Raw genomic sequence first — 26,495 nt, 5'->3', positions numbered from 1 at the left:
CCCGGACAGCTAACCCCCGGTCGGAGGCTGGGGCCGCACTGTAAGTGCGGGTGTACTGCCTACGACCTCCGGTTTATACAAGGAGTACTGCCAATATGGCTCGTCTCGCTGGCGTAGACATTCCCCGCGAAAAGCGGCTGGAAATTGCGCTTACTTACATCTACGGCGTGGGCAAGACCCGTGCACACGAAACCCTGGCTGCTACCGGCATCAGCGCTGACGTTCGGGTCAAGGACCTGACGGACGCGCAGCTGGTTGAGCTGCGTGACTACATTGAAGGCAACTACAAGGTTGAGGGTGACCTTCGCCGCGAAGTGGCCGCTGATATCCGCCGCAAGGTTGAAATCGGCAGCTACGAAGGCCTGCGTCACCGCAAGGGCCTGCCCGTACGCGGTCAGCGTACGAAGACCAACGCCCGTACCCGCAAGGGTCCGAAGCGTACCGTCGCCGGCAAGAAGAAGGCCCGTTAATCCCTGAGGGATTAACTCGGCTTCCCCCGATAACTTTCTGTAGGAGAAAAAATGCCCCCGAAGACTCGTGGCGCGGTTCGCAAGCCGCGTAAGAAGGACAAGAAGAATATCGCGCTTGGCCAGGCGCACATCAAGAGCACCTTTAACAACACCATCGTGTCCATCACGGACCCGAACGGTGCAGTCATCTCCTGGGCTTCGTCCGGTGAGGTTGGCTTCAAGGGCTCGCGTAAGTCCACCCCGTTCGCTGCCCAGATGGCCGCCGAAGCCGCCGCAAAGCGTGCACAGGAGCACGGCATGCGCAAGGTCGACGTGTTCGTCAAGGGACCGGGTTCCGGACGCGAAACCGCCATCCGCTCGCTGCAGGCCGCTGGCCTCGAGGTTGGCTCCATCCAGGACGTCACCCCCAGCGCCCACAACGGCTGCCGTCCGCCGAAGCGCCGCCGCGTCTAAGGCTTTCCAGCGCCCAGGAGCTTGCCCGGACCCTCACCGGTCCGGGCAGGCCCGGCCGCGTTAAGTCTTCAGACCGATCTTTCCACCACCTGTGTTGCGTCATATAGCGGATGCTCGCCGAAAGGAAACCTAAGTGCTCATTGCACAGCGCCCCACCCTCTCCGAAGAGGTCGTCTCCGAAAACCGCTCACGGTTCATCATCGAACCGCTGGAGCCGGGCTTTGGTTACACCCTCGGAAACTCCCTCCGCCGTACCCTGCTCTCCTCCATCCCCGGTGCCTCTGTAACGAGCATCCGGATCGATGGCGTGCTGCACGAGTTCACCACGGTTCCGGGTGTCAAGGAAGATGTCACCGAGATCATCCTGAACATCAAGAACCTGTCGGTTTCCTCCGAGCACGACGAGCCGGTTGTTGCTTACCTGCGCAAGCAGGGCCCGGGAGTCGTCACCGCCGCGGACATCGCTCCGCCGGCCGGCGTCGAATTCCACAACCCGGATCTGCACATTGCCACGCTGAACTCGAAGGGCAAGTTCGAACTCGAACTGACCATCGAGCGCGGTCGCGGCTACGTTTCGGCAGCTCAGAACAAGTCCGGCGACTCCGAGATCGGCCGCATCCCGGTCGACTCGATCTACTCGCCGGTCCTGAAGGTTACTTTCCGCGTGGAAGCTACCCGTGTTGAGCAGCGCACTGACTTCGACAAGCTCATTGTCGACGTCGAGACCAAGCAGGCAATCGCCCCGCGTGACGCCGTTGCTTCGGCAGGTACCACCCTGGTGGAACTGTTCGGTCTGGCCCGCGAGCTGAACACCGCAGCTGAAGGTATCGAGATCGGTCCGTCGCCGACGGACGCTGCCCTGGCAGCCGACATGGCACTGCCGATCGAGGATCTGGACCTGACGGTCCGTTCCTACAACTGCCTCAAGCGTGAGGGCATCCACACCGTGGGTGAACTCGTTGCCCGCTCCGAGGCTGACCTCATGGACATCCGCAACTTCGGTGCGAAGTCCATCGATGAGGTCAAGGCCAAGCTGGTCGAACTGGGCCTGTCCCTCAAGGACTCCCCTCCCGGTTTCGATCTCGCAGCGCGTGCCGCAGCCATCGAAGAGGACGACGCCGCGTTCAGCGACGACGAGCTCTAACCAACAGATCTTGGCCGGCTGGCTGGACGCACCCTGGCGTGCGCAGCCCAACGGCTTCCATATGAGGAGAAACTATAATGCCTACCCCCGCTAAGGGTCCGCGCCTCGGAGGCGGAGCGGCTCACGAGCGTCTTATGCTCGCGAACCTGTCCGCCGCACTTTTCGAGCACAAGCGGATCACCACCACGGTGACCAAGGCCAAGCGCCTGAAGCCGTACGCCGAGCGCCTGGTGACTTTCGCCAAGCGTGGCGACCTCGCTTCCCGCCGTCGTGTACTCGGCCTGATCAGCAACAAGGGCGTCGTCCACGAGCTGTTCACCGACATTGCACAGGCAGTGGAGAACCGCGATGGCGGCTACACCCGCATCACCAAGATCGGCAACCGCAAGGGCGACAACGCTCCCATGGCTGTCATCGAACTGGTTCTCGAGCCGGTTTCCGCGAAGCAGGCCGTTGTAGCCGAGGCTACCTCCGCTGCCCAGCGGGACGCTGCTAAGAAGGACGCTGACAAGAAGGACGCCGAGAAGGCCGAAGCAGCTCCGGTTACCGAGACCGAAGAGGCTGCTGAGACCGAAGAGGCTCCGGCCGCTGAGACCGAAGCCGCTGCCGAAGAGGCTCCGGCCGCTGAGGAAGCAGCCGCTGAGTCCGAGAAGGACGCGAAGTAATTCGCTAAATCTTTCTTATAGACTTAAGTCTATGAACGAGCTCAAACCCGCTGCCCCCGTCATGGGGGGCGGCGGGTTTTTGCGTATCAGGCTTGATGTGGCGTACGACGGCGGCCCGTTCAGCGGGTGGGCCGTGCAGCCGGGGCTGCGCACCGTCCAGGGCGTACTGGAGGAGGCCCTCGCGCTGCTGATCCGCCGCCCCGTCCGGGTCACGGTCGCGGGCCGCACCGACGCCGGGGTGCACGCCCGCGGCCAGGTGGTCCACCTGGACCTCAGCGAGGCGGAGTGGCTGGGCCTGAACCGGGGCGCCGAGCTGGACCCCGCCGTCGCCCTGTTCCGCCGCATCCGCGGTGCCCTGAGCCGGGGTCTGGGCGACCTCAGCGGGGCCATCGAGGTGCACAGGGTGAGCGTGGCGCCCGAGGGCTTCGATGCCCGGTTCTCCGCCCTCTGGCGCCGCTATTCCTACCGGATCGCGGACGGCCCCGCGCTGTGGGACCCGCTGGGACGCGCCTCGACCCTGTGGCACAAGGTTCCGCTGGACGTCGGGCTGCTCAACGAGGGCGCCGCGCCGCTGCTGGGCCTGCAGGACTTCCGCTCGTACTGCAAGCCCCGCGAGGGTGCCACGACCATCCGTGAGCTGCAGCGCTTCGAATTCGCGCGCGGCACCGACGGGGTCATTGTTGCCACCGTCCAGGCCGACGCGTTCTGCCACAACATGGTCCGCTCCCTGGTGGGCTCGGCGTTGTACGTGGGTGAGGGCGAAGAGGCCCCGGGATGGCTTTACGAGCGGCTCCTCGCCCGGCAGCGCGACGCCCGCTCCGTGCTGGCAGCCCCGCACCCGCTGGTGCTCGAGGAAGTGGCCTACCCGACTGACGGCGGCATGCTGGCCCGCGCCGAACTGACCCGGGCCCTGCGGGCCTAAACTACGCGGGCAGCTCGAGGGTGAAGGTGCTGCCGTGTCCCGGACTGGTGCGGCATGAGATGGAGCCGCCGTGCCCTTCCACGATGGCCTTGGTAATGGACAGCCCCAGGCCGGCGCCCGGAATGGATCCGTCCCGGACGGCCGGGCTGCGGAAGAAACGGGTGAAAACCCGCCCGGCGTCGGCGGCGGTCATGCCCATCCCGGTGTCCGCGACATGCAGGCGGACCAGGCCGTCGCCGGCGCTGGCGGATACCCGCACCGAGCCGCCGTCGGGTGAGTATTTGATCGCGTTGGAAACGAGGTTGTCCAGGGCCTGGCTGATCCGGAGCGGGTCCACGTGTGCCCAGAGCGGTCCCTGGACGTCCATGGCGAGGCAGACACGGGACGCCTGGGCGTGGGCCTGGGCTGAGCCCAGGCTCGCCTCCACGAGCCCGGCCAGGTCGGTCCGGCGGGGATGGAGGTGGACGGCGGCGCTGGCAGACATGAGAAGGTCCGAGACCAGGGCCAGCAGCCGCTCCGCGTTGCGCTGCGCCACTTCGACGCGGCGGACCACCGGGCTGTCCAGGCCCTCGGTGTCGGCGAGCACCAGATCCAGGTTGCCGATGATGGACGTCAGCGGCGTGCGGAATTCGTGGGAGACGGTGGAGACGACCTCGTCCTTCGCGGCCAGGGCGTCCACCAGGCCGGTGACCTCGTTGAAGACCACAACGGCGCCGCGGAAGTCGCCGGCGTCGTCCTTCAGGGGCCGGGCTCCCGTCGAGACCACGCGGCTGGCCGCCGCCTCACCGAAGCAGACAAGGTAGTCGGCAAAGGACTCGCCGGCCAGCGCCCGCCGGATGGGACGGCGCTCCAGCGGCAGCGGGGTGCTCCGGTCCTGCCCGGTCAGCAGGAGCTGGCCCTCTTCCTCCGGCCGTACTTGCCCCGCCGGTTCGGCCGTCAGCCGGGGCGCCGCGGCCGCGGATTCCTCCAGTTCGGCCTGCCACGTGTTCGTCAGCAGCCGGCGGCCGTTGGCGTCCACTGCCACGATCCCGACGTCGACGGTGTCAAGAATGGTGTTCAGGAGCCGTTCGCGCTCCCTGCTGTCCGCGAGCAGGACCTCCAGCTCGGCCTCCTTGGACTTGATCCGCCACTGCTCGTGCCGCAGGCGCGCCCGCGCGAAACGCATGGCCAGGGAGACCGCGAACATCATCAGGGGCACCAGCAAGGCTTCGGCCGTGCGGGCTGCAAGCGGTGCCGACCGGTCCGCCAGGAGCCAAGGCAGGGCGGCCAGCAGGGGCACCGAGAAGCTCAGTGAAAGGCTCGCGGGCGCAGAGAGCCTGGACGCCGAAATCCACACCACGGGCAGGACGGAGAGCACACCGGGATCCGGCAGCCCGGCGGTGGTGCCGTCCCGGAGCAGCCCAATCGCGACCAGGTCCAGGACGGGGATGACGAGCGGCGCCAACGGCCCAAAACGCTGCCAGGGCACCAGCACGCAGGCCGCAAGGAGCGCGGCCTGCAGGCCGAAGGCGTACCGGCACAGGATGCTGTCGGGAAGACCGGGCCAGGCGGCCGGGGCAGCAAGGACGATTCCGACCAGCATCACGGCCAGCGGCAACTGGCACACGAGGACCCGCCCGCGCGGCCCCAAAGCCTTGCCGTATCGATCCACACCGCGGATCAGCCGCTGTCTAAGCAAAGACGCCGTGCCCCCTTCCCGTTGCTCCAGTTTTACACCTTGTGTCACGCAAATTTGACATAAATCGAAGTTTTGCCATTTCTGTTACCGGGCCGCCGCGAATTTGCCCCTTAGGGTGGGTATTCTGACATTGCCGGTGGGGGCCGGCGGGATCATTGCTGCCGCCGCATCCGCGAACGGCAGCGTAGCGTGACACGTGAGGGGGGCCATGACCGACCTGGGAGTCGCCGTCGTAGTAGAAGACGACGAAGATGTTCGGAACCTTGTCGAAGCCGTATTGAGCCAGGCAGGGTTCGAAGTCCATTCGGCGGCCGGCGGGCGTGAAGGGGTCGACGTCGTCAGGGCACGGGAGGCAAGCGTGGTCACCCTGGATGTCGGGCTTCCCGATATTGACGGGTTCGAGGTGCTGCGCCGGATCCGGCAGTTCAGCGACGCGTACGTGGTCATGCTGACGGCGCGGACCGACGAACTGGATACGCTGACGGCGTTTCATACCGGTGCTGATGACTTCCTGGCGAAGCCTTTCCGGCCCCGGGAGTTGCGCGCCCGTGTGGGCGCCATGATGCGCCGGCCCCGGCAGGACCTCCGCGCCGCGGAAATATCCGGGACGGATCCCGCGGCCGCTGCCGCCCCGGCAGCGTCCCAGAGCCCGGTGCTGCACCACAACGGCTTGGACCTGAACCCCGAGACCCGGTCCGTGAGTGTCGACGGCGTGGCGGTCAGCCTGACCCGCAGCGAGTTCGACCTCCTCCAGGCGCTCCTGAAGGGCGCCGGCGCCGTGCGGTCCAAGACTGAGCTGGTGCGCGTGGTCCGGGGCGATTACTACCGGGCGGACGCCTACATCAGCGAATCCGACGAACGCGCCGTCGAGGTGCATATCGGCAACCTCCGGAGGAAACTCGGCGAGGACCCGGTGCAGCCGCGCTGGCTGCAGACCGTCCGCGGCGTGGGCTACCGGCTGTCGCCGGCCCGGTAGCCCACGGAGGGGCGTCCGGTGCCCGGCGCCCGGGCCACCTGTAGGGGGCAGCGGTCCCGCCGGCCCTAGCTGTCCCACAGGACATAGCTGAACTGGAGCTCGTCCACGGTTTCCCCGCCGCGTGCGGCAACGTCGCGCAGGAGCGACAGGGCGCGGCCAATGTCGCCGGCCCTGAGGGCGTTCTCCAGTTCGCCGGCGAGCTGGGCAAGGCGCAGGCCTCCGACCATGGCCGAGGACGTCTTCAGGCTCAGCACAGCGTCCATCGAGCCCGCGAGATCCCCGCGTTCGAGGGCCGAGGCCAGCGTGCGGTAGCGCTGGTCCCACATCCGGGTGTAGTCCCTGGCAAATCCCTTCGCCACGGCCGGATTCTCGAGCTGGGCACCCAGGTCCTGAAGCGCGGCAGGGTCCACGAGCGGGGCCGGCGGCAGGCCGTCGGGGAGGACCTCCTGGAGTGCCTCCGGGAGCACCTCCGGGAGGGTCACAGGCGCACTGGATGCCGTGAGGGCGGGCGCCGGCAGTCCCGGAGAGGTTGTGGGAGCGAGGGCAATGCTCGCTTCTCCGTCGTCGGGGCAAGCGCTTGGAAGGGACATGTGACCACGCTACTTGCTGACGCGGCCGATGCCGTGCAGCCCGGTCTATCCTGCGGAAACCCTGAGGCTTTCCCGAGGGAACCATTCACGTCCGCAGCTATTGCCGCGTCCCGCGGTTACTTCCCTCCATGAGAAGCCGCGGTACGGCAATGAGGATCGTCCACGGAACGACCGAGACGAGGACCGGCGAGGCCAGCACCATCGCCGGAGCGACGAGAAAGGGCCATTGCTTCCGGGCGCCGATGACGACCAGGGCCACAGCGATGAGGCACCGCACGACGAAGCTGACGCGGCTGTCAGGCGTTCCATCCCTGTTCTCGAACAGGAACCGAATCCAGTCGCTCCACGCTGTCGGGTCGACTGCATAGGACACGGCGACGATGAGCACGGTTGCGCCAATTCCTTGAAGCAGCCTCTTCCATTCGCCACGAGTGGCGAACCAGAGGAGGCCGACGCCGGTGGTGACCTTCGTGAGGACGGCGAAAGACCAGGCGGCAGGCCTTCGCATGCCGACCACGGCGGCCGCGGCGAGCAAGATGTAGATATTTCCGACGACGAGTTCGGGGAGGCACAGCAGGGACACCGGAATGGCCCACCGCGCCCGGAGGGGTCTCACGAGCCACGCCACTGCTGCTGCCTCGATCGCAAACCACGCCGCACAGAACAGGGGCCAGGGAAGCAACGCCAGCGGCCAGATCGCCGCTGCAAACGCGGGCGAATACAAATACGCGTCCGGCTGTCCGGGACTTGCGCCATAGGAAAGCCCGCCCTGCGCCGCGAGCCAGTAGGCGTGCGAGTCGTACCCGATTGCGTTGCCGGTGACGACGTGCCGGACCGACACAAACACGGCCACAACGGCCAAAGGCCAAAGCAGGAAGGGCACCGAACGGGCCAGCAGCGGAAACTTCCTTGCGAAGACGCTCCCCTGGCCCATTTCGGAGCGTGAAGGGGGCGTGTCCTCACGTGTGGTGTCGTTCATGGTCCAGATGTTGCCATAGAACCCGGCCAGATCCCGGAACCTGCGCTCCGATCAAACGGCACGTTCCGGTGTGTGTTCTCGCGGTGGCGGCTGTTACTGGCCACTGAACGTGTCAATGGCGTTGATGACGGCCGGACCCAGGATGGCGATGAACAGCACAGGGAAAATGAAGAACAGCAGGGGAAACAAGATGGTGACGGGCAGCTTCATGGCCTTCTCCTCGGCCCGTTGCCGGCGCTTGACCCGCATGACCTTCGCCTGCACCCGCAGCACCCGGCTGATGGCAATGCCGTAGGTGTCGGCCTGGACCACGGCCTGGACGAAGCTGCGCAGCTCGGGCACGTTGGTCCGTTCCGCCAGTGCCACGTAGGACTCGCGCCGGCTGCGTCCTACCTGCATGTCCTGCAGGGTCCGGATCAGTTCCTCCGCCAGCGGGCCCTTGCCGTTCTCGCCGGCCCGGGCCATGGCGCCTTCGAAGCCCAGACCCGCTTCCACGGAGATCAGCATCTGGTCCAGCGTGTTGGCCAGTTCCAGCTGCATGGTCTTCTGCCGCTCCTGCCCCTTGCTGTACAGCAGGAGATCGGGGATGAAGTAGCCCAGCAGGAACACAAAGATTCCCACGAGCTTGAGGATCGGCGTCGGGCTGTTGGCGCTGATCCAGAAGCCCAAGAGGGCTCCCAGCAGCCCCAGGAGCGGCTTGGCCGCGAGCACGCGGCCCAGCGGCAGCGACGCGGGACGCCCGGCGAGGGACAGCAGCCGGTCCAGTTTGCGGACGTACGCTGCGGGAGTCAGCCGGTGGCCGGCCCGTTCCAGCAGGCTGCTGCGCTCCCGCTGGGTGAGTTCGGCAGGATCCGTGCCCAGCGCGAGCATCGCCCGCATGGCGCGCTGTGACCTCCGGTCAACGGAGAGCAGCGACCACGCGAGATAGCCGAGCGGCAACGCCACCAGCAGCGTGGCAACGAGTACAGAAGGTGCCATGGCCGCCTCAGAACTTCAGGTCGATGATTTTGCGCATCCACAGGCCACCAATGGCCATGAGGATGACGGAAGCGGCCATCATGCCCCAGCCCAGCGGGTGCGTGAACATGACGTTCATGTAGCCGGGATTGACCAGCATCAGCATCAGCACGATCCCGATCGGCATGGCCATGAGGATGTAGGCGGAGAACTTTCCCTCGGCGGCGAGGGATTTGATGTGCCCTTTGATCTCGCTGCGCTCGCGGATGGTCTCGTTGACCTGGTCCAGGACTTCGGCCAGGTTCCCGCCCACTTCGCGGTTGATCTGGATGGCCTGGGCGATCCAGACGAAGTCCTCGTTCCGCATCCGGTCCGCGGTGTCGTTCAGGGAGTCCAGGAGGTCCCGGCCCAGGCTGGTCTCCGTGACCACGCGGCGCATCTCTTCCGACGTCGGGCTTTGCGATTCGGACGCGGCGGCGTCAATGGCGCGCATGATGCTGTGCCCGGCCCGGAGGCCGCCGGAGAGCAGCTGCAGGGTGTCGCCGAGCTGCTGGTCGAACTTGGTGCGGCGCTTGCCGGCCAGGATGCCGATCACGACGTGGCCCACGACCGGCGCCAGCAGCACCAGCAGGACCGCCAGCAACGGCCCCGCGACGACGAACCCGGCAAAGCCCCCCGCAACAGCTCCGGCCAGGAGCAGGACATAGAAGTCGGCCTGGCTCAGGCGCAGACCGGCCTGTTCCAGCGACTCGCGGTTGAAGAGCCGGATCTTGCGGCCGGAGAAGAATCCGTCGACCAGGTGGACAGCCGAGCCGGCGAACCGGGTCAGCTGCGAGTCGGCCGGGCCCCTGACGGGCCTGCGCCGGTCCAGGGGGAGACTCGCCCCGCCAGGTGCGAGCAGCACGATCCCGAGGACCAGCACAGCGCTGAAGAGCAGGCCGACGCCGATGGGCAGCAGGGTCATGGACAGATCACGCCCTTCCGGCCGGCGTCAGCGGCGCGGCAAACACGGCGGGGGAGACATAGATGCCCAGGTCCTCGAAACGGTCGATGAAGCGCGGGCGGATGCCGGTGGGGACCGGTTTGCCGAGGAACCGGCCATGGGCGTCGACGCCGGCGGCGTAGTCGAACACGAAGGCGTCCTGGAGCGTGACGATGTCTCCCTCCATGCCCTGGACCTCGGTGACGTGGGTGATCCGCCGGGTGCCGTCCCGCAGCCGGGAGATCTGGATAATCAGGTTGACGGCCGAGGCGATCTGTTCCCGGATGGCCCGCAGCGGCAGGTCCATGCCGGCCATGAGCACGAGGGTCTCCAGCCGGGCCACGGCATCCCGGGGCGAGTTGGAGTGCACGGTCGAGAGCGAACCGTCGTGGCCGGTGTTCATGGCCTGGAGCATGTCCAGTGATTCGCCGCCGCGGACCTCGCCCACCACGATCCGGTCCGGGCGCATGCGCAGGGAGTTCCGCAGCAGTTCGCGGATGGTCACCTCGCCCTTGCCCTCGGTGTTCGACGGCCGGCTTTCCAGACGCACCACGTGTTCCTGCTGGATCTGGAGCTCGACGGCGTCCTCGATCGTCACGATCCGCTCGTCGTGGGGCAGGAACGAGGAAAGGACATTCAGCAGTGTCGTCTTTCCCGTGCCGGTGCCGCCGGAGACGATGATGTTGAGCTTGGCCTTCACGCAGGCGTTCAGCAGTTCCGCCATTTCCGGCGTCAGCGTGCCGAACTCGATGAGATTCCGGACAGTCAGCGGCACCTTGCTGAACTTACGGATGGTCAGCGACGAACCGCCGACGGCGAGCGGCGGAATGACGGCGTTGACGCGGGACCCGTCCTCGAGCCGCGCGTCCACGAGGGGCGAGGACTCGTCAATGCGCCGGCCCACCTTGGACACGATGCGCTCGATCACCTTGCGGAGGTGGTCCTCGGAGCTGAACCGCGATTCCGTCAGGGTCAGTTTGCCGTTGCGTTCCACGTAGATCTGGTCCATCCGGTTGACCATGATTTCCGTGACGGCGGGATCGTCGAGGAGGCGCTGCAACGGACCGTAGCCCAGGACGTCGTCGGCCACGTCGCGGACCAGCCGGGAGCGCTCCTCGGCGGACAGGGGGACCTGCTCGGCGTCGATGATGCGCGTCAGCTCCTCCCGCGCGGAGGTGCGGAGGTCATCTTCCGTAGTTGCCGAATCGTTGAAGCGGGTTCCCATGCGTTCGAACAACGCGGTGGCGGCCCGCTGCTTGAGGGCCGCGAAGGCGTCGACGGGCTGCTGGCCCCGGGCGCGGGAGTCCTGGTGCTCCGGGAAGCCCGGCACTGGTGGGCGGCTGCTTTTCTGGAGCACGACGGCGGCTGGCGGGGCCGCCGTCGTCCCACTTCCTCCGGTGGCGGACAGGGCCACCGGAGCTGCGGCCTGGGGCGAGACGGCCTGCGGGGCAACTGCAGCCGTTCCCTCGGCGGAGCGGAGCCGTTCGGAAAGCTTCATCTAGACCACCACCCGGCGGTGCAGTTTCTTCTGGGCGGTGGCGCGCCAGGCGGGATCGAACCGGTGGACGAGCTGTTTCAGTCCTTTGATGGCCGGATCCTTGCGTCCATCCTGAAGGACGGGGATGCCGCGGTTGGTGGAGAACGCCACTGCCTTGGACCGGGGGATGCTGACGTCCACGGGCGCGCCGATGGTCGCTTCGACGTCCTGGACGCTCAGCCCCGACTTGGAATCCGCCATGTTCAGCACCACGTGGCGCGTCTCGGGAAGCAGGTCCAGGCGCCGGAGGATTTCCAGGCCGGAGCGCAGCCCGCGAATACTCGGCACGTCCATGGCAGTCACCCAGACGGCGTCGGTGCATTGTTCGAGGGCGGCCAACCCGACCTCCGGGAGCCCGGGCGCGGTGTCGACCACGACGTACTGGAACTGTTCGGCCAGTTGTTCGAGCAGGCGCGTGACCTGCTGCGGTGTGATGTCGTCAGCCTCCTCGGGCGTCCGGGGGGCGCAGAGGGCGTAGATGCTCCCGGGGTGGACGGTGAGGAAGGCCTTGAGGACGAGGGAATCCTGGCTGGCCGCGGACGAGACGGCGTCGGTCACCGTGTGTTCCGGGTTCAGGTACAGGCCCGAGGCCACGTCCCCGAACTGCAGGTCCAGGTCTACGATCACCACGCCCATGGGCGCCACTTGGCCGAGTCCGATGGCGATGTTGGTGGCGATCGTGGTTTTGCCGACTCCGCCCTTGGGGGAGAAGACGCCGATCACCAATCCCTTGGGGCTGTCCGGCTGGCTGGCCGCGCTGGTCCGGTTGCGCGTGGCGAACGACTGGCAGGCCCGCTCCAGCAGCACCCGGATCTGGGCCGGGTCCGCCGCCGGGCTGAGGATGTCGCGTATGCCGGCCCGCATGGCCAGCAGGACGAAGTTCGGATCTGGCTCGCCGACCAGGATGACGCTGAGCTCGGGAAGCTGGACGTCGAACACCGTCGCCAGGCGCAGGGCGTCCTCCACCGGCACGTCGGGTCCCAGGATCAGGACCTCGGGCCGTTCCTGGTTGAGGCTGGCGAAGAGCTCCGCCGGGTTCGCCGGATTGACGAACGCGAAGGTCTGCAGGCCGCCCGGGAGGCCGCCGGCCAGTGCCTGCCGCACGCGGGCATCGAAGTCCGTGTTCGGCGAAATCAGGACAAAGCGGCTCATTTGTACACCTCTGGTTTCGTCATGATTCCTGGCCGGCCGCTGTCCGTGGCGTTGAGCGGCTCCTTGCTCAGCCAGATGCTTGCGTATTCCGATGCGTAGACGATTTTCGTGGCATCCACATCGTTCACCGCGACGGTCAGCATCAGCAGGCCGGTGGGGAGCGAGGTATCTTCGGGCGGTGCGGTGGCGCCATCTGCTGAGGGCTGGGCAGGCGGGGTAGCGACGGGGGCGCGTTGCACGGCGGTCACCAGGACCTTGTGGATGGTCAGCTGGGTGGCTTCCTTCTCCGGTTTGGTCTCGATGCCGCCGCTCTTCAGCGATATGAAAATGCCGATGTGGTCACCCGCCACGATCCGGCCACCGACAACGCGCTGCGGTTCCAGTTGGAAAGAGACCTCCTGCAACCCCTTTGGCACGTCAACGGAACCGCTGGTCTTGAGTGCTTCCGGTTCAATCAGCCGCTCGGCCACGAGCTGTTCCCCAGGCAGGAGGTCGACGGCAGTGACTTTGCCTGCAAGGCCATCGAGATTCTTCAGCGCTGTCTTAGAGACAGCCTTGCCGGGAAGCTCCTGCGTGGTGACAAACGCCGACAGCGACGCCACCGGGGTACCGGCGGGGACGGCCTTTTGCACCATCATGACGGAGACCGGCTCCAGTCCCTGCACTGCCCGGGCGTCGGCCCCCTGCGCGTAGCTGACTACCAGGATGGCCCCGACGACGGCCAGCACCAGGGCCGCGATCCCTGCCAATAAGCGTGACTTCAAAAACTGCTCCTGAATTGGTTGGTGGATGGTGAGGCGACAGTGGTGCTATTGCGTGAGTTTGACGATCGTGGCTCCGTTGCCGTCCACGGGCCCAAGGGTGAAGCCGTTCGCCAGCGACACGTACTTGATGAAGCTCCCGATGATGCCACGGCAGTTGCCGTCACATGCCACCGACGAACTGACGTCAGGAGCCTTGTTGTGGAACGAGTCGGGGAGGCTGTTGTTACCGCTGAAACTCCAGCCGGCGACCTTGAAAGCCGCAAATGAGATCAGCCCATATACGGCGCCGGCTCCGGTGCCCGACACCTTGTCAAAGACCGGCAGGAAAACGACCACGTCACGGCCAGCGGTGATATCGGCAGCCCAGGTGGTCAGGGTTGCCTGGCACGAGCCCGGGGCGCTGTTGCCAGGGTCGCTTCCGCCCTCGGCAACGGCTAGATCGATCAGTGCTCCGCAGATCCCCGGATCGTTCGGCAGCCAGCCGAAGCCGCCTTCCACCGCGGCCCCCGCTGGCCCGTATAGACAGTCCGGGTTGGCGTTGCTGCCGTGGTTCTGGAGCAGTTGGAGCGTGCCGTCCACATGGTTCTTGACCTGGCAGATCGAGAAGGTGACGGGGAAGACCGTGGGACCGGCGACCGGGCTGCCCCATTGGACCGTCGAAGCGGCGGTGACTTCCGTGGTGTTGATGCCCAGGGCGCGGGCGAAGAACAGCGAAACCTGGTTGGGCGCCTTGCCGGCCTCCTGCGATCCGGCGGTGACAGTAACGGTGCGGGCCGTCTTGTCGAGGGCCAGGGACGCGACGTTACTCAAACCATCGCCGGCATTGCTGCTGGTCAGGATCCGCGCCAGCGGGGACGCAGCGGAACACTCGACGTCGTTGACGTCCTTGGCGCATTTTTGCGCCACGGCGATGGCGGCGGCGTCGGATCCGTTGCGGAGCTGGGTTCGCTCGGCGTAGAGCATTCCTACGTCGACAGCCAGGGCGGCGAAGCCCAGGAGCGCCACCATGAGGATCGCCACGAGGACACTTATTGCTCCGCGCTCGCCGTCCTGGGCTACTGGTGCCCTCTTGCCTAGCCCCCGCACAGCATGACTCCTTTGCCTTCCATCGGGAAGGGCCCGGCGATTCCCGTCATTGTGGTGAGTGTGTAGGTGATCTTGACGGTCGTCTGGGCCCCTGACGTGCAACTAGTTGGGGTGATGGTGATGTTCCCGTCCGCCAGGGCCGGCTGCAGCCCGGTGGCCGCATTCTTGACTGCGGTCCGGGCGGCTGTGGTGTTGTTGCCGATGGCCATGACCCTGACGCCCTCGCGGGCAGCGCTCGAAAGGGTGACCTGGGCGTTGTAGGCGCGGCCGAACTCCATGATTCCCAGAACCAGCATCACGAGAAGCGGGGCCACGATGGCGAACTCCACGGCGACGGCGCCCCGTTCAGACGCTTTGGACATGGGGACCGCCTTCCTGGATCTCGATGGCCGCTGGCGCCTGATGCGGACAGGGCTGGGAGGGCCGCAGCCTTCCGCAACCCTGTCCGGTTGGTCGTGCTGGCGTGTTACTTCGAGCAGCTGCCGTCCGTGGTCACGCCGCCGGTAGTCGTGGCTGCCGTGTAAGCGCCCCCCTTGACACTGCACTGGACCGAATTGAAGGTCTCTTTCAAAGTGCCGCCGAGGAGCGTAACGGCGACGATGATCACGACTGCGATGAGGGAGACCATGATGCCGTACTCGACGGCGGTGGCGCCGCGTTGGTCGCGGCGAAGGTGAGATGCGAAGGCGGAGAGAAAAGTACGCATGAGTTAACTCCTGGACGGGACGGCTGGACGGTGCCAGCAAGGTGCGATGGTGGAGAAAGCTACTTCGAGCAGCTACCGGCTACGGGAGTGGTGCCTGTCGTGGCCGCCGTGTAGACGCCGCCCTTGACGCTGCACTGTACGGAGTTGAACGTTTCTTTCAACGTGCCGCCGAGAAGGGTGACAGCAACGATGATGACGACGGCGATAAGGGAGACCATGATGCCGTATTCGACGGCGGTAGCGCCGCGCTGATCTCGGCGAAGGCGGGCTGCGAAGCTGGAGAGAATGGAACGCATTGGTGACTCCTGAGCGAGTTGGGCGGCTGGCCCTGCACCAGCACTGAGAGGAACTTAGCAACGGACGACACGCCGACGATTCGCCTTTGACGCATCCTGTGCTAAGGCTTCCCAAACTGCACGTTTCCTGTACATTCCCTGCGCCCATCCTGCGCCGGACACACAGGAGGACCCCCTTGGCTCTGGGTCCAAGGGGGTCCGGTCTGTGGAGCTGCCCGCAGAACGGGCAGCGGCGCGTTCGCCTGCCTAGCGGCCGGTGAAGACGTCCATGATGCTGAGGACGGTGGGTCCGAGCACCACGATAAACAGGGCTGGAAGGATGGAGACGATCAGCGGGAAAAGCATCTTCACGGGCATCTTCATCGCGTGCTCCTCAGCCCGCTGCCGACGCTTGACTCGCATAACGGTCGCCTGGGACTTGAGGACATTTGCGATCGCGATACCGTAGCTGTCCGCCTGGACGACCGCCCGGACGAAGGACCGCAAGTCAGGCACATCCACGCGTTGGGCCATGGCCAGGTAGGCCTCTTTGCGGGAGCGTCCCACTTGCATGTCCTGCAGGGTCCGGACGAGTTCATCGGCCAAAGGTCCCTTCCCGGCCTCGCCGGCGCGGGCCATGGCGGTTTCGAAACCCAGGCCTGCCTGGACGGAAATGAGCATCTGATCCAGGGCGTTTGGCAGTTCCATCTTGATTGCGGTCCGGCGCTTCTCCGCGTAGTTGCGGAGAAGGATGTCGGGGACGAAGTAACAGAGCGCGGTGACTCCCAGGGCGATGCCAAGCTTCATGGGCTTGGGATCAGCGGTGTAGAGCAGGATGCCCAGCACGGCTCCGGCCAAGGCCAGCAGGGGCTTGACCATGACGACACGGGCCAGCGGCCAGGCCTTTGGCCGGCCGGCGCCGGCCAATTGCTTGTCCAGCCATGCTGCGTAACCTTTCGGCATGGCCTTCCTCGCCAGCGACGCAAGCTGCTCGTTGGCACCGGCCGCCGCCGTCCCCGTCTTCGGCCGCTTGCCAAGGTTGGATTGGATGTTTCTGAGTCCGGCACGGTCGCCTGTCAGAACCAGCCACGTCATGACCGACAGCGGGGCGATGATCGCCAGGATGGCGGCATAAGCGATGGTTTGCACTGTTCTCTCCCTGCTTCCCTAGAACTTCGGTTTGATGAGCCGGCTGAGCCAGAAGCTGCCGATCCCGAGGAGGACCACCACGCCGGCGATCATGAGATAGCCGGGCAGCGTACTCGTGAACACCCTGGAGTAGAGGGGGTTGAACAGGGTCAGGCCAATGAACATCACGATCGGGAGGGCTATGAGGACCAAAGCAGAGATTCGGCCTTCAGCGCTAAGCGCCCTGACTTGACCTCGGATCTGGTTCCGGTCGCGGATAGTTTCGCCAACATGGTCCAGGACCTCGGCCAGGTCTCCGCCAACTTCCCGGTGGATCTCGACTGCCCGGGCGATCCAGCCGAAGTCCTCGTTGTCTGTCCGGCGCGCCACTTCGTCGAGGGACTCGCCGAGATCCCGGCCGATCCTGGTCTCATTGACCACCCTGTTCAGTTCCTCGGCCATGGGCGCTTCATTTTCCTGTGCGGCGGCGTCAATGGCGCGGAGCAAGCTGTGTCCGGCCCTGAGACCGCCGGAAAACATTTGCAGGGTGTCCGGCACCTGGTCGTCGAATTTCTTTCTCCGCCGGGAAACCATGATGTTCAGGAATGTCACGAGGGCTACAGGGGTGAGCACCAGCAGCAGAACCGCGAAGAACGCCCCGCCCGTCAGGAACCCGATCACGACTGCGACGAAGGTCAAAGCGCCGCCCATCAGCAGGTAATCGCCGGGGCCCTTCTTGAGACCGGCGGCGTCGAGCTTGTCCCTGTTGAGTATGCCGGTGCGGCCGCGGCGCACGCCCTTATTGAGGGCGTCGACCGCCTGGTTGGTCAGTCTGCTGAACGAGGACGTCTGCGGCCCCATTTCCGGCCTGCGCCGGGATAGCGGTACCGCCGACCGGGACTTGAAGACGAACGTGAAGACGATCGCCAGCGCTGCATAGACCAGCAGCAGGCCGCCCACGAAGGCGAGGGGGGAAAGCTCCGGGAGCATGGTTACCGCCCCCTTGTCGGCTGCACGCCGAAGACCGCCGGGGAGATGGTAATCCCGAGATCGGCAAAGCGGTCAGTGAACCGTGGCCGGACGCCGGTGGGCACCGGTTTGCCCAGGAACCGGCCGCTGCTGTCCACACCGGCCGAGTAGTCGAAGACGAACGCGTCCTGGAGCGTGACGATGTCGCCTTCCATGCCCTGGACCTCGGTGATATGCGTGACGCGGCGCGAGCCGTCACGGAGCCGGGAGATGTGCACGATCAGGTTGACGGCCGAGGCCACCTGCTCGCGGACGGCCCGCAAGGGCAGGTCCATGCCGGCCATGAGGACCAGGGTTTCGAGCCTGGCGATGGCGTCCCGGGGGGAGTTGGCGTGGACTGTGGAGATGGAGCCGTCGTGGCCGGTGTTCATGGCCTGGAGCATGTCCAGGCATTCCCCGCCGCGGACTTCGCCGACGACGATCCGGTCCGGCCGCATGCGCAGGGAGTTACGAACGAGGTCTCGAATGGAGATCTCGCCCTTGCCCTCGATGTTCTGCGGCCGGCTTTCCAGCCGGACCACGTGGTCCTGCTGCAACTGCAGTTCCACCGCGTCCTCGATCGTGACGATTCGGTCCGACGCCGGAATGAACGAAGACAGCACATTCAGCAGCGTCGTCTTGCCCGTGCCGGTGCCGCCGGACACGATGATGTTCATGCGTGCCAGAACACAGGCCTGGAGCAGTTCGGCCATCTCGGGGGACAGGCTGCCCATCGAGATCAGGTTGTTGACGGTCAGCGGGTCGCGCCCGAATTTCCGGATTGTGAGAGCCGGTCCATTGACCGCCAACGGCGGAATAATGGCGTTGACTCGTGATCCGTCGGCGAGGCGGGCGTCCACCAAGGGTGACGACTCGTCGATCCGCCGGCCCACGTTTGACACGATCCGCTCGATAACTCGCCGAAGCGCTTCATCTGAGGTGAATTTCGTTTCCGTCAGGTGCAGCTGCCCGCCGCGCTCCACGTAGATCTGGTCAAAGCGGTTGACCATGACTTCGGTGACGGCGGGGTCGTCCAGGAATCTCTGGATGGGACCGTGCCCCAACACATCATCGATAATCTCGCGGATCAGCCGCTGGCGTTCCTGGCCGGAGAGCGGAATCTGTTCCTCGTCGACGACGGCCTTGAGTTCGTCTTTGACCGATTGGTGGAGCTCAGCCTCGCCGATTGAGGAATCGGTAATCCTGGACCCGAGCCGTTCAAACAGGGCCTGGCTGGCCCGCTCCTTGAGCGTGTTGAGCGCCTCGCTGGCGATGGAAGCGGTCTGCTGGACTTCAACGACGTCGCTGCGCGATTCCGCAGCGGTCTTGGCCTCATGTATGCGGCCAAGCGTCGATGGGGCCTGGAAGACGTCCACCGGGGCAGGTTGCGCTTCAGGCGACTTCCTGGCGGGGGCATCCCCGCGCAGTTGTGCGAATCGGTCGGTGAGGCTCACTGGAATACCGCCCTTCTGTGCAGCTGTTTGTGAGGTCTTGCTTCCCACCCGGGTTTGAAGCGATCCACGAGCTGTCGCAGTCCCTTGGACGCGGGATCCCTGCTGCCGTCCTGGAGGACGGGGACTCCCTTGTTGGTGGAGTAGGGAAGGTTCTTGGAACGCGGCAGCACCACATCCACGGGGACACCGACAGTAGCTTCGACGTCCTTCAAGGTCAGGCCCGCCCGCCGGTCCGCCATGTTCAGGACGATGTGACGGCGTTCGGGTGTCAGGTTGAGTTCATCCAGAATCTGGAAGCCGGTGCGCATGCCGCGGATGCTGGGAACGTCCATTCCGCAGATCCAGACGGCATCCGTGGCCTGTTCGAGCGTCGCCAGGACGTGCTCTCCCAGCCCTGGGGCCGTATCCACCACAATGTATTGGAATTCCTGCCTCAGCTGTTCGAGCAGGTGGGAGACATGGGCAGCCGTGATCTTGTCCATGTCGATCGGACTGAGCGGGGCGCACAGGGCGTAGATACCGGCCGGGTGAACGGTCAGGTATGTCTTGAGGACCATCGAATCCTGGCTTGCGGCACCCATCACGGCATCTGTGATGGTGAACTCCGGCTCCAGCAGCAGGCCGCTGGCCACATCGCCGAACTGTAGGTCGAGATCGACGATCACCACGCTCATCGGGGAGGTCTTGCCAAGTCCGACGGCGAGGTTGGTTGCCACCGTCGTCTTGCCGACGCCGCCCTTGGGCGACATCACCGCGATGACTCGGCCGGTGCCGCCGTGGTCTGCGTGCTCCGACGCCTGCGGGGCGAGCCCGCGCCGCCGGCCCGCAGCTGCAAGACTGGCCCGCTCCAGCATGACGCGAATGGTGTCCGCGTCGGCCGCCGGGTCGAGAAAGTCCCGGACGCCGGCCCGCATAGCCTGCAGCACGCTCTCCGGAGTCGCCGTGGCGGCGAGCACTACGCTGATTTCCGGGTACTGAAGGTCCATCACGGACGCGAGCTTGAGGGAACCCTCCACTGGCAGACCGGGTCCGAGGATCAGGACCTCCGGAGGTTCTCCCTGCATCTGGCGCAGAATATCTGCGGGGCCTTCCGGCAGGTAGTCTGCCTGGAAGACATGCAGTGCACCGTGCATTCCGGTCACGGCAAGCCGGACCAGGCGCTCGAAGTCACTGTTCGGGGTGATGAGAATGTAGCGGCTCATCGGAACAGTCCCGCCGTGTCAACGACGCCGTTGCTCTTCTCGAGCGCGTCGCCAGGTTCCTTGGACAGGTAGATTTTGCCGAACTCCGCGGCAAACACGATGCGTTCGGCGTCGGCGGAGTTCCGGGCGAGCGTCACGAGATACGTGTCGTCCGTCTGCTCGTTGCTGCTGGACGTCGACGACGCCTGGGCCGTTCCTGCTGTGGCGTCCGAGCCCCCCGTCTGGGTGGCCGTGCCGTTGCTGAATTGCGCCGCCGTCACGAGGACCTTGTGGAAGGTCAGCTGGGTCCTGGCTTTGCTACCGGCCTGGGTGGCACCCGCGTCTTCCAGCGAGAGGAAGACACCCACGGTGTCCCCGGCCTTGAGGACGCCACCCGCGACACGTTCGATAGGAAGCTTGAGCGTGAGTTCCTGGAGTCCGGTGGGGATCTGAACCCGGGCCGGGCCAAGAAATGCGTTTTGTTCCACCATCCGCGAGGACAACAGCTGCTCGCCCGGCATGAGGGCTACGGCCGAGACCTTGGCGCCGAGGGACCCGAGGTCCGTCACGCTGTTTTGGGCGATGGCGAGCTTAGGCACTGACTTCCTGGCCACAGAATCGGCGATCGTCTCGGCGGAGGCGCCGGCAGGAATGGTTTTCTGGACGATGTAGATGTTTTCAGTTTCGGTACTGGCCAGTGCGCGTTTATCAGCATTTTGAACGTACGTCACCAGCAATACAGTTCCTATAATTGCCACAAGTAATGCGGCGATGCCCCCCAGCAGGCGTGTTTTCATGATATCCCCTTAGAAATTGTCTATTTGATTAGCTTGATATCAGCCGTTCCAAGATTTGCTCCTGTGCCACCACCTGCCCCCGTCCAGGAGTCGATGGATTCAAACTTGATGAATTGGCCGATAAGGCAGCGGTCGTTGCCATTCGCGCAGGCGAGGTCGGCCGTCATTCCGGGATCGTTCTTTGTGTTGCGAAATTCGTACTCGTGGTTGTTGCCGAACTTCCAGCCCCAGATCTTGAAGGTGGCGTAGCCGATGATGTGGAAGAAGCCGTTCTGGCCCTTGTTGGTGGCGTCGTCGAAGACAGGGAACGCGACATGGACTTCGCCGCCGCCGGTGATTGTGTCGGCCCAGCCCTTGAGAATTTCGGAGCACCCAGAGGGCGGGTTGTTGCCCGGATCGGATCCGACTTGATTGCTGCCAAGTTCCGTGATCGCCACGCAGGGGGAGTCCTGGTCCAGCCAGCCCCAGCCGCCCGGGATCTCCGTTCCGGAAGGTCCCGTGCACGTTCCGCCAGGCTTGTAGGAGATCTTCTGCACCTGGCCGGTGGTGTCTGCGGTCGAGAGGTTGTAGCAGTTGTTCGAAATTGCCAACGGGAAACTGGAGCCACCTGTGGGTGGTGCCATGGAGGCTGTCGCATGCGCCCCTACGGTGACAGGCGGCGCATTGAGCGCGCTGGCAAACATTTTGGTGAGAAAGGCGTTAGAGCCGCTGCGGGTGGAGGTGACCACAGTGACCTGGCTGTTCGCCAGATCCACCTTCACAGACTCGATATCGGTGGCACCATCGTTGGAATTGCCGCCTGTGAGCTCCTTCGCCCAGACGAGTGCATTTGCAGAGCATGCGGCAGGAGTGCGATGACACTGCTGGGCGACGGCGAGTGCCCCCGCGTCCGCGGCGTTCTGCAGTTGTGCCCGTTCGGCGTAGATCTGGCCCACGTCCACGGCCATCGCGCCGGCACCGAGAAGGACCACCATCATGACGGCAACGAAGACGGCGGTGGCGCCGCGCTCCTGGTCGTCTCGCGCGCTTAGCCTCCGCATCGCATTGCTCCTACGCCGGTGAGGGTGTAGAGATCACCGAACATGCCGGTCATGCCGCCGGCCTTGTAAGTGACAGTCACGGTTGCGTTCAAATCTTTCGCGCAGGCGCCGGAGAAGGCGAACCCGAAGCTTCCTGCCGTCAGTCCAGGAGCGCCGGCAATTGCGGCGGCTTTTGCAAGACCCACGTCGTTCTTGATCGCCATGGTCCGTGCCGCCTCGCGGGCGGCCTGCGTGACGGAAATCTGAAGGTTGTAGATGTACGAAAATTCGATGATCCCGCCGACCAGGGCGAGCAGGATGGGTAGAACGAGGGCGAACTCGACGGCTGCCGCGCCGCGCTGCCGGCCCTGCGCCCGAGACCGGGGCGACGGTGGACTGCTGCGCTTCATGGGATCCCCCCAGGGATAGATGCAGCTGGATGATTAAGAAAAATGTGCCGCGTCCGCGAGACACGGACGCGGCACATTGGGTGTTGCTGAGACCTGTTGTTGTGCTTTGACGCCGTGTCTAGTTCTTCCAGCCCTTCACGGTGGTGCCGAGGTCGTTGAACCAGGTGTTCAGTTCGTTTCCGAAGGCTGTGACACCCAGAATGATGCCGAAGGCGATAAAGGCCACGAGCAGCGAGTATTCCGTCGCGGTCGCACCCTTTTCGGAAGTGAGCTTTTCCTTGACGCCGGCAACAAAAGCGAGCATTGAGACCATGAGACCAGTCATTTTAGTTTTTCCTTTTCCAGAGATTGAGTAGTGAACGAATCTCCAGCAAATCCCCGATTGCCTATTTGCTGGAGCTTCGTTGGGACAACATTTGCACGGGCGCAATCGGCGCGGCAATGATGTTCGATACTCGACTTTTTAGAAGGAAAATATGGGTACCACTCGCCCGCAAAGGGGGTGTACTCAGTTTTCAAGTAGGGCTGGGGCCCGATTACTTGGTTTGATAAGCCGGCTTACTTAAAGCCCGCACGTGGAGGGCCTGCTGCTACTTAGGGAAGCAGCACAATGATTGCCAGGCCGGCGGCCAGCATCGAAGGCCCGTAGGGCACTTCCTTCGGCTTGTTTCCGCGGTTTTTGAGGACCAGAAGCGCGGAGGCGACGCCGCCGGCGACGAATCCCAGGGCCCCGCCATAGAACAAGTGGGACCAGCCTAGGTAGCCCAAGTACAGGCCAAGTGGTGCCGCGAGCTTCACATCGCCCATCCCGAGGCCGTTTCGGCTGGTCAGGGCAAGAAAAAGGTACAAAACGAACAAAATTAAGGCCCCGGCCGCCCCTCGCAGGAGGTTTCCGGCCTCGCTGGAAACCAAGGAGGCGGCCCCGAGTAGCACAATTCCGGCCCCCAATAGCGGCAGGACCATCCGGTTGGGCAAAAGGTGGTGCTGCAAGTCGATCCGGGCCAGCTGGACGCCGGCAACTGCCAGCAGGACGTATGCGGGGAGCTCCGGGGAGGCGCCGAAGCGCCAGGCCAGCAGGGCGGACAGTGTAAAGGTGGCTGCCGCCGTCGTAAGTCTCATGCGTACCGTCATGGGTCCGCGCAGGTGGGGGAGCGTGCGCCGGATGAGGAACTCGGCCAACAGGGACAAGCATGCGGCGGTGAGGGCGACGCCGGCTATGAACAGGACCGCGGTGAGTGCTCCGGTCGGCTGGGCAAATGGCTGTGCAAATGGCTGTGCCAACGGCCGGGCAAGCAGCATTGAGACGGAGCCGGCGGCGGCGGGATCGGACACGGTTCCTCCAGGGATGCGACGGGCCGGCACGGGGCAGTCTGCGAAAAAGAGCAGACGGGATGCATTCGGACACCCTATTTTGACCCAAGAGGCCGCCGTCGGCTATTCTTGGTAGTCGTTGTGCGTGTCCTATCTCGATGGTGCGTGCCCGCTTGAGAATCCGGTTGCAGGATAGCTACTCAACGTGCACATTCGAGACCTCAGGATGACTGGTTACATGGAGCCCTCACCTCTGTTCCGGTAGCGCATAGATAGTAGGTGCACCGTAAGAGTGACGCCTAAAACAAGAACGCCAGAACAAGAACGAGGCAAACACCGTGCGTACGTACACCCCGAAGCCCGGCGATATCAACCGCCAGTGGCACGTCATTGACGCCACCGACGTTGTCCTTGGTCGTCTCGCGAGCCAGACCGCAATCCTGCTGCGCGGCAAGCACAAGGCCACCTTTGCGTCCCACATGGACATGGGCGACTTCGTCATCATCATCAACGCTGAAAAGGTTGCCCTCACCGGCGCCAAGCTGGAGCAGAAGCGCGCATACCGCCACTCCGGCTACCCGGGCGGCCTGACCTCCGTCAACTACGCGGAGCTGCTTGAGTCCAACCCGGTTCGCGCCGTGGAAAAGGCCATCAAGGGCATGCTCCCGAAGAACTCCCTCGCTGCGCAGCAGCTGGGCAAGCTGAAGGTGTACCGCGGTGCAGAGCACCCCCACGCCGCCCAGCAGCCCAAGACTTTCGAAATCACCCAGGTCGCCCAGTAGTCCTGGCCACCAACCAACTTTTTATCAAGGAGAATCGTGGCTCAGAACGAAGAACTGACCACCGAAGCCGTCGAGGCTGAGGAAAACCTGACCAGCTACACCTCGGAGAGCGGTGCTGCGGAAGCAGCTGCGCCGAAGAAGGAACGCCCGGCGCTGACCGTTGCCGGCGCTGCAGTTGGCCGTCGTAAGGAAGCCGTTGCACGCGTTCGCGTTGTGCCGGGCTCCGGCAAGTGGACCATTAACGGCCGCGAGCTGGCGAACTACTTCCCGAACAAGCTGCACCAGCAGGACGTCAACGAGCCCTTCAAGATCCTCGATCTTGACGGCGCCTACGACGTCATCGCCCGCATCCACGGTGGCGGCATCTCCGGCCAGGCCGGTGCCCTGCGCCTCGGCATCGCCCGTTCGCTGAACGAGATCGACACCGAGAACAACCGCGCCACCCTGAAGAAGGCCGGTTACCTGCGCCGCGACGCTCGCGTCATCGAGCGTAAGAAGGCCGGTCTCAAGAAGGCCCGCAAGGCTCAGCAGTACTCGAAGCGTTAATTTAGCTTCCGGGCGCCCAAAGCGCCTCTTCAAAGGCCCGTCCCGCCACTTGGCGGGACGGGCCTTCGCTGTTTAAGCCGGACTTGCCCCGGCCATCGACTAAACTTGGTCCGATGTCTAGATTATTTGGAACCGATGGAGTCCGGGGCCTGGCGAACGGGTTGCTGACCGCCGAGCTCGCGTTGCAGCTGGCCCAGGCCGCCGCCGTCGTACTTGGCCATGACCGCAACACGACAGGGAAGCGGCCGCGCGCCGTGGTGGCGCGGGACCCGCGGGCCAGCGGCGAGTTCCTCGCGGCCGCCGTGGAGGCGGGGCTCTCCAGCTCGGGAATCGACGTCTACGACGCCGGCGTGCTGCCCACCCCGGCCGCCGCCTACCTCGTGGCGGACCTCAACGCCGACTTCGGCGTCATGATCTCCGCGTCCCACAACCCCGCGCCGGACAACGGCATCAAATTCTTCGCCCGCGGCGGCCAGAAGCTGCCCGACGACGTCGAGGATGCCATCGAAGTGCAGCTCGCCAAGGAGCCTGTCCGGCCCGTCGGCGGTGAGGTGGGACGCATCCAGCGCTTCTCCGACGCCGAGGACCGCTACATCGTGCACCTGCTCGGCACGCTTCCGCACCGCCTGGACGGCCTGAAGGTCGTACTCGACTGCGCCCACGGCGCGGCCAGCGGCTGTTCCCCGCAGGTGTTCAAGGACGCCGGCGCCAACGTGATCGTCATTGGCGCCGAACCGGACGGGCTCAACATCAACGAAGGGGTCGGCTCCACGCACCTCGGCCCGCTCAAGCGCGCCGTCCTGGACCACGCGGCGGACCTCGGCATCGCGCACGACGGCGACGCCGACCGCTGCCTCGCCGTGGACCACGAAGGCAACGAGGTGGACGGCGACCAGATCATGGCCATCCTGGCCGTGGCCCTCAAGGACGCCGGGAAGCTCAAGGACGATGTCCTCGTGGCCACCGTCATGAGCAACCTCGGCCTGAAGCTCGCCCTGCGGGACGCCGGGATCAGCCTGCGCGAAACCGGCGTGGGGGACCGCTACGTCCTCGAGGAAATGCGCAACGGCAGCTACAGCCTGGGCGGCGAGCAGTCCGGGCACGTAATCTTTGCCGACTACGCCACCACCGGCGACGGCGTCCTGACCGGCCTGCAGATTGCAGCCCAGGTGGCCCTCACCGGGCGCCCGCTCAAGGAGCTGTCCACGGTGATGACCAAGCTGCCCCAGGTCCTCATCAACGTCAAGGGCGTGGACCGTTCCCGGGTCAAGGGCGACGCGGTGGTGGCGCAGGCGGTGTCCGTTGCCGAAGCCGAACTCGGCGACACCGGACGCGTCCTGCTGCGTCCCTCCGGCACCGAGCCGGTGGTGCGCGTGATGGTGGAGGCCGCAGACCACGAGACCGCCCAGGGCGTCGCGGAGCGCCTGGCGCAGGTGGTCCGGACCGAGCTGGCCCTGGAGCTAGTCCCCGAGTAGCCGGCCGGCAGCGGTTCCGTCAGCGGTTCGCTGTGCCCGGCGCCGCAG

General features: G+C 65.2%; 30 protein-coding genes. 9 read left to right on the top strand and 21 right to left on the bottom strand.

All coding sequences use genetic code 11. From position 1 onward, the window contains the following. Nucleotides 1-95 precede the first annotated feature (95 nt). From rpsM to ABH915_RS17320, 5 genes are all read left to right on the top strand, one after another. Nucleotides 96-470, top strand: coding sequence for a 30S ribosomal protein S13 (gene rpsM, locus ABH915_RS17340; RefSeq protein WP_003803743.1), 375 nt, complete (start codon nucleotides 96-98; stop codon nucleotides 468-470). A gap of 51 nt (nucleotides 471-521) precedes the next feature. Further along, on the top strand, nucleotides 522-923 hold the full coding sequence (gene rpsK, locus ABH915_RS17335; protein ID WP_018773682.1) for a 30S ribosomal protein S11: 402 nt from the start codon (nucleotides 522-524) through the stop codon (nucleotides 921-923). Between the two features lie 133 nt (nucleotides 924-1,056). After that, nucleotides 1,057-2,067: a DNA-directed RNA polymerase subunit alpha gene (locus tag ABH915_RS17330; protein ID WP_018773683.1), complete on the top strand. Its 1,011-nt coding sequence runs from the start codon at nucleotides 1,057-1,059 to the stop codon at nucleotides 2,065-2,067. A 77-nt stretch (nucleotides 2,068-2,144) separates the two neighbouring features. Then, nucleotides 2,145-2,732 (top strand): 50S ribosomal protein L17, encoded by a 588-nt coding sequence (gene rplQ / locus ABH915_RS17325; RefSeq protein ID WP_370123637.1) that lies wholly within the window; start codon nucleotides 2,145-2,147, stop codon nucleotides 2,730-2,732. 31 nt (nucleotides 2,733-2,763) lie between these two features. Continuing rightward, nucleotides 2,764-3,654, top strand: coding sequence for a tRNA pseudouridine(38-40) synthase TruA (locus ABH915_RS17320; RefSeq protein WP_370123634.1), 891 nt, complete (start codon nucleotides 2,764-2,766; stop codon nucleotides 3,652-3,654). Between the two features lies 1 nt (nucleotide 3,655). On the opposite strand, the gene ABH915_RS17315 is transcribed toward ABH915_RS17320, so the two are convergent. Beyond that, nucleotides 3,656-5,332 (bottom strand): sensor histidine kinase, encoded by a 1,677-nt coding sequence (locus ABH915_RS17315; RefSeq protein WP_370123631.1) that lies wholly within the window; start codon nucleotides 5,330-5,332, stop codon nucleotides 3,656-3,658. Between the two features lie 208 nt (nucleotides 5,333-5,540). Between ABH915_RS17315 and ABH915_RS17310 the strand changes: the two genes are divergently transcribed. Continuing rightward, nucleotides 5,541-6,308 carry a response regulator transcription factor gene (locus ABH915_RS17310; protein WP_370123629.1) on the top strand — a complete coding sequence of 256 codons (768 nt, stop codon included), beginning with the start codon at nucleotides 5,541-5,543 and terminating at the stop codon, nucleotides 6,306-6,308. 65 nt (nucleotides 6,309-6,373) lie between these two features. Here ABH915_RS17310 and ABH915_RS17305 read toward each other — a convergent pair whose 3' ends face one another. The 20 genes from ABH915_RS17305 to ABH915_RS17210 all read right to left on the bottom strand — a co-directional run bounded on the left by ABH915_RS17305 (nucleotide 6,374) and on the right by ABH915_RS17210 (nucleotide 23,665). Further along, entirely contained in the window at nucleotides 6,374-6,898 is a 525-nt protein-coding gene (locus ABH915_RS17305) for an Hpt domain-containing protein (protein WP_370123626.1), read from the bottom strand. Nucleotides 6,899-6,995: 97 nt separating this feature from the next. Next, nucleotides 6,996-7,877, bottom strand: a complete 882-nt coding sequence (locus ABH915_RS17300; protein ID WP_370123623.1) for a glycosyltransferase family 87 protein — start codon at nucleotides 7,875-7,877, stop codon at nucleotides 6,996-6,998. Nucleotides 7,878-7,970: 93 nt separating this feature from the next. Further along, nucleotides 7,971-8,855, bottom strand: a complete 885-nt coding sequence (locus tag ABH915_RS17295) for a type II secretion system F family protein (RefSeq protein WP_370123620.1) — start codon at nucleotides 8,853-8,855, stop codon at nucleotides 7,971-7,973. Nucleotides 8,856-8,862: 7 nt separating this feature from the next. Next, nucleotides 8,863-9,798, bottom strand: a complete 936-nt coding sequence (locus ABH915_RS17290; RefSeq protein ID WP_370123617.1) for a type II secretion system F family protein — start codon at nucleotides 9,796-9,798, stop codon at nucleotides 8,863-8,865. 7 nt (nucleotides 9,799-9,805) lie between these two features. Next, nucleotides 9,806-11,314: a CpaF family protein gene (locus tag ABH915_RS17285; RefSeq protein ID WP_370123614.1), complete on the bottom strand. Its 1,509-nt coding sequence runs from the start codon at nucleotides 11,312-11,314 to the stop codon at nucleotides 9,806-9,808. After that, nucleotides 11,315-12,505: a CpaE family protein gene (locus tag ABH915_RS17280; RefSeq protein WP_370123611.1), complete on the bottom strand. Its 1,191-nt coding sequence runs from the start codon at nucleotides 12,503-12,505 to the stop codon at nucleotides 11,315-11,317. Beyond that, entirely contained in the window at nucleotides 12,502-13,269 is a 768-nt protein-coding gene (locus tag ABH915_RS17275; protein ID WP_370123608.1) for a Flp pilus assembly protein CpaB, read from the bottom strand. Before ABH915_RS17275 ends, ABH915_RS17280 begins: the two co-directional genes overlap by 4 nt. A gap of 45 nt (nucleotides 13,270-13,314) precedes the next feature. Further along, entirely contained in the window at nucleotides 13,315-14,355 is a 1,041-nt protein-coding gene (locus tag ABH915_RS17270; RefSeq protein WP_370123605.1) for a pilus assembly protein TadG-related protein, read from the bottom strand. Then, nucleotides 14,343-14,717: a TadE/TadG family type IV pilus assembly protein gene (locus ABH915_RS17265; protein ID WP_370123602.1), complete on the bottom strand. Its 375-nt coding sequence runs from the start codon at nucleotides 14,715-14,717 to the stop codon at nucleotides 14,343-14,345. The genes ABH915_RS17270 and ABH915_RS17265 overlap by 13 nt, the downstream gene beginning before the upstream one ends. Nucleotides 14,718-14,821: 104 nt before the next feature. Next, entirely contained in the window at nucleotides 14,822-15,061 is a 240-nt protein-coding gene (locus ABH915_RS17260; protein WP_370123600.1) for a Flp family type IVb pilin, read from the bottom strand. A gap of 59 nt (nucleotides 15,062-15,120) precedes the next feature. Further along, nucleotides 15,121-15,357 carry a Flp family type IVb pilin gene (locus ABH915_RS17255; protein WP_370123597.1) on the bottom strand — a complete coding sequence of 79 codons (237 nt, stop codon included), beginning with the start codon at nucleotides 15,355-15,357 and terminating at the stop codon, nucleotides 15,121-15,123. A gap of 246 nt (nucleotides 15,358-15,603) precedes the next feature. Continuing rightward, nucleotides 15,604-16,485 (bottom strand): type II secretion system F family protein, encoded by an 882-nt coding sequence (locus ABH915_RS17250; protein ID WP_370123594.1) that lies wholly within the window; start codon nucleotides 16,483-16,485, stop codon nucleotides 15,604-15,606. Between the two features lie 18 nt (nucleotides 16,486-16,503). Continuing rightward, nucleotides 16,504-17,454 (bottom strand): type II secretion system F family protein, encoded by a 951-nt coding sequence (locus ABH915_RS17245; RefSeq protein WP_370123591.1) that lies wholly within the window; start codon nucleotides 17,452-17,454, stop codon nucleotides 16,504-16,506. 2 nt (nucleotides 17,455-17,456) lie between these two features. Beyond that, nucleotides 17,457-18,926 carry a CpaF family protein gene (locus tag ABH915_RS17240; RefSeq protein ID WP_026266480.1) on the bottom strand — a complete coding sequence of 490 codons (1,470 nt, stop codon included), beginning with the start codon at nucleotides 18,924-18,926 and terminating at the stop codon, nucleotides 17,457-17,459. Continuing rightward, nucleotides 18,923-20,128 (bottom strand): CpaE family protein, encoded by a 1,206-nt coding sequence (locus ABH915_RS17235; RefSeq protein WP_370123587.1) that lies wholly within the window; start codon nucleotides 20,126-20,128, stop codon nucleotides 18,923-18,925. Before ABH915_RS17235 ends, ABH915_RS17240 begins: the two co-directional genes overlap by 4 nt. Continuing rightward, nucleotides 20,125-20,838: a Flp pilus assembly protein CpaB gene (locus tag ABH915_RS17230; protein WP_231494283.1), complete on the bottom strand. Its 714-nt coding sequence runs from the start codon at nucleotides 20,836-20,838 to the stop codon at nucleotides 20,125-20,127. Before ABH915_RS17230 ends, ABH915_RS17235 begins: the two co-directional genes overlap by 4 nt. An 86-nt stretch (nucleotides 20,839-20,924) precedes the next feature. Continuing rightward, complete coding sequence (locus tag ABH915_RS17225; RefSeq protein WP_370123584.1) at nucleotides 20,925-21,944, bottom strand: pilus assembly protein TadG-related protein; 1,020 nt, start codon at nucleotides 21,942-21,944, stop codon at nucleotides 20,925-20,927. Then, nucleotides 21,932-22,333, bottom strand: coding sequence for a TadE/TadG family type IV pilus assembly protein (locus tag ABH915_RS17220; protein WP_370123581.1), 402 nt, complete (start codon nucleotides 22,331-22,333; stop codon nucleotides 21,932-21,934). The genes ABH915_RS17225 and ABH915_RS17220 overlap by 13 nt, the downstream gene beginning before the upstream one ends. A gap of 118 nt (nucleotides 22,334-22,451) precedes the next feature. After that, a complete protein-coding gene (locus tag ABH915_RS17215; protein WP_043466379.1) occupies nucleotides 22,452-22,658 on the bottom strand; it encodes a Flp family type IVb pilin in 207 nt (68 codons plus the stop codon). Between the two features lie 269 nt (nucleotides 22,659-22,927). Next, on the bottom strand, nucleotides 22,928-23,665 hold the full coding sequence (locus ABH915_RS17210) for an A24 family peptidase (protein WP_370123578.1): 738 nt from the start codon (nucleotides 23,663-23,665) through the stop codon (nucleotides 22,928-22,930). A 317-nt stretch (nucleotides 23,666-23,982) separates the two neighbouring features. Here ABH915_RS17210 and rplM point away from each other — a divergent pair, with 317 nt between their 5' ends. The 3 genes from rplM (at nucleotide 23,983) to glmM (ending at nucleotide 26,447) form a co-directional block, all read left to right on the top strand. Then, nucleotides 23,983-24,426 carry a 50S ribosomal protein L13 gene (gene rplM / locus ABH915_RS17205; RefSeq protein WP_015937805.1) on the top strand — a complete coding sequence of 148 codons (444 nt, stop codon included), beginning with the start codon at nucleotides 23,983-23,985 and terminating at the stop codon, nucleotides 24,424-24,426. A gap of 36 nt (nucleotides 24,427-24,462) precedes the next feature. After that, on the top strand, nucleotides 24,463-24,972 hold the full coding sequence (gene rpsI / locus ABH915_RS17200; protein WP_018773707.1) for a 30S ribosomal protein S9: 510 nt from the start codon (nucleotides 24,463-24,465) through the stop codon (nucleotides 24,970-24,972). A 113-nt stretch (nucleotides 24,973-25,085) separates the two neighbouring features. Next, nucleotides 25,086-26,447, top strand: coding sequence for a phosphoglucosamine mutase (gene glmM / locus ABH915_RS17195; RefSeq protein WP_370123572.1), 1,362 nt, complete (start codon nucleotides 25,086-25,088; stop codon nucleotides 26,445-26,447). Nucleotides 26,448-26,495: the final 48 nt, after the last annotated feature.

It is taken from the genome of Arthrobacter sp. MW3 TE3886 (genome assembly GCF_041262145.1).
In the GTDB taxonomy this organism is placed as follows: Bacteria; Actinomycetota; Actinomycetes; order Actinomycetales; family Micrococcaceae; genus Arthrobacter.
This window is presented reverse-complemented; position numbering and strand designations above follow the sequence as displayed.

What these genes read in the sequence shown, in the direction of transcription:
- ABH915_RS17255 (WP_370123597.1), bottom strand. Translation starts at nt 15,357, where the DNA reads ATGCGTTCCATTCTCTCCAGCTTCGCAGCCCGCCTTCGCCGAGATCAG.
- ABH915_RS17320 (WP_370123634.1), top strand. Translation starts at nt 2,764, where the DNA reads ATGAACGAGCTCAAACCCGCTGCCCCCGTCATGGGGGGCGGCGGGTTT.
- ABH915_RS17215 (WP_043466379.1), bottom strand. Translation starts at nt 22,658, where the DNA reads ATGACTGGTCTCATGGTCTCAATGCTCGCTTTTGTTGCCGGCGTCAAG.
- ABH915_RS17260 (WP_370123600.1), bottom strand. Translation starts at nt 15,061, where the DNA reads ATGCGTACTTTTCTCTCCGCCTTCGCATCTCACCTTCGCCGCGACCAA.
- ABH915_RS17305 (WP_370123626.1), bottom strand. Translation starts at nt 6,898, where the DNA reads ATGTCCCTTCCAAGCGCTTGCCCCGACGACGGAGAAGCGAGCATTGCC.
- ABH915_RS17300 (WP_370123623.1), bottom strand. Translation starts at nt 7,877, where the DNA reads ATGAACGACACCACACGTGAGGACACGCCCCCTTCACGCTCCGAAATG.
- ABH915_RS17280 (WP_370123611.1), bottom strand. Translation starts at nt 12,505, where the DNA reads ATGAGCCGCTTTGTCCTGATTTCGCCGAACACGGACTTCGATGCCCGC.
- rplQ (WP_370123637.1), top strand. Translation starts at nt 2,145, where the DNA reads ATGCCTACCCCCGCTAAGGGTCCGCGCCTCGGAGGCGGAGCGGCTCAC.
- rpsK (WP_018773682.1), top strand. Translation starts at nt 522, where the DNA reads ATGCCCCCGAAGACTCGTGGCGCGGTTCGCAAGCCGCGTAAGAAGGAC.
- ABH915_RS17265 (WP_370123602.1), bottom strand. Translation starts at nt 14,717, where the DNA reads ATGTCCAAAGCGTCTGAACGGGGCGCCGTCGCCGTGGAGTTCGCCATC.
- ABH915_RS17235 (WP_370123587.1), bottom strand. Translation starts at nt 20,128, where the DNA reads ATGAGCCGCTACATTCTCATCACCCCGAACAGTGACTTCGAGCGCCTG.
- ABH915_RS17225 (WP_370123584.1), bottom strand. Translation starts at nt 21,944, where the DNA reads ATGCGGAGGCTAAGCGCGCGAGACGACCAGGAGCGCGGCGCCACCGCC.
- ABH915_RS17220 (WP_370123581.1), bottom strand. Translation starts at nt 22,333, where the DNA reads ATGAAGCGCAGCAGTCCACCGTCGCCCCGGTCTCGGGCGCAGGGCCGG.
- ABH915_RS17285 (WP_370123614.1), bottom strand. Translation starts at nt 11,314, where the DNA reads ATGAAGCTTTCCGAACGGCTCCGCTCCGCCGAGGGAACGGCTGCAGTT.
- ABH915_RS17290 (WP_370123617.1), bottom strand. Translation starts at nt 9,798, where the DNA reads ATGACCCTGCTGCCCATCGGCGTCGGCCTGCTCTTCAGCGCTGTGCTG.
- ABH915_RS17295 (WP_370123620.1), bottom strand. Translation starts at nt 8,855, where the DNA reads ATGGCACCTTCTGTACTCGTTGCCACGCTGCTGGTGGCGTTGCCGCTC.
- glmM (WP_370123572.1), top strand. Translation starts at nt 25,086, where the DNA reads ATGTCTAGATTATTTGGAACCGATGGAGTCCGGGGCCTGGCGAACGGG.
- rpsM (WP_003803743.1), top strand. Translation starts at nt 96, where the DNA reads ATGGCTCGTCTCGCTGGCGTAGACATTCCCCGCGAAAAGCGGCTGGAA.
- ABH915_RS17310 (WP_370123629.1), top strand. Translation starts at nt 5,541, where the DNA reads ATGACCGACCTGGGAGTCGCCGTCGTAGTAGAAGACGACGAAGATGTT.
- ABH915_RS17245 (WP_370123591.1), bottom strand. Translation starts at nt 17,454, where the DNA reads ATGCTCCCGGAGCTTTCCCCCCTCGCCTTCGTGGGCGGCCTGCTGCTG.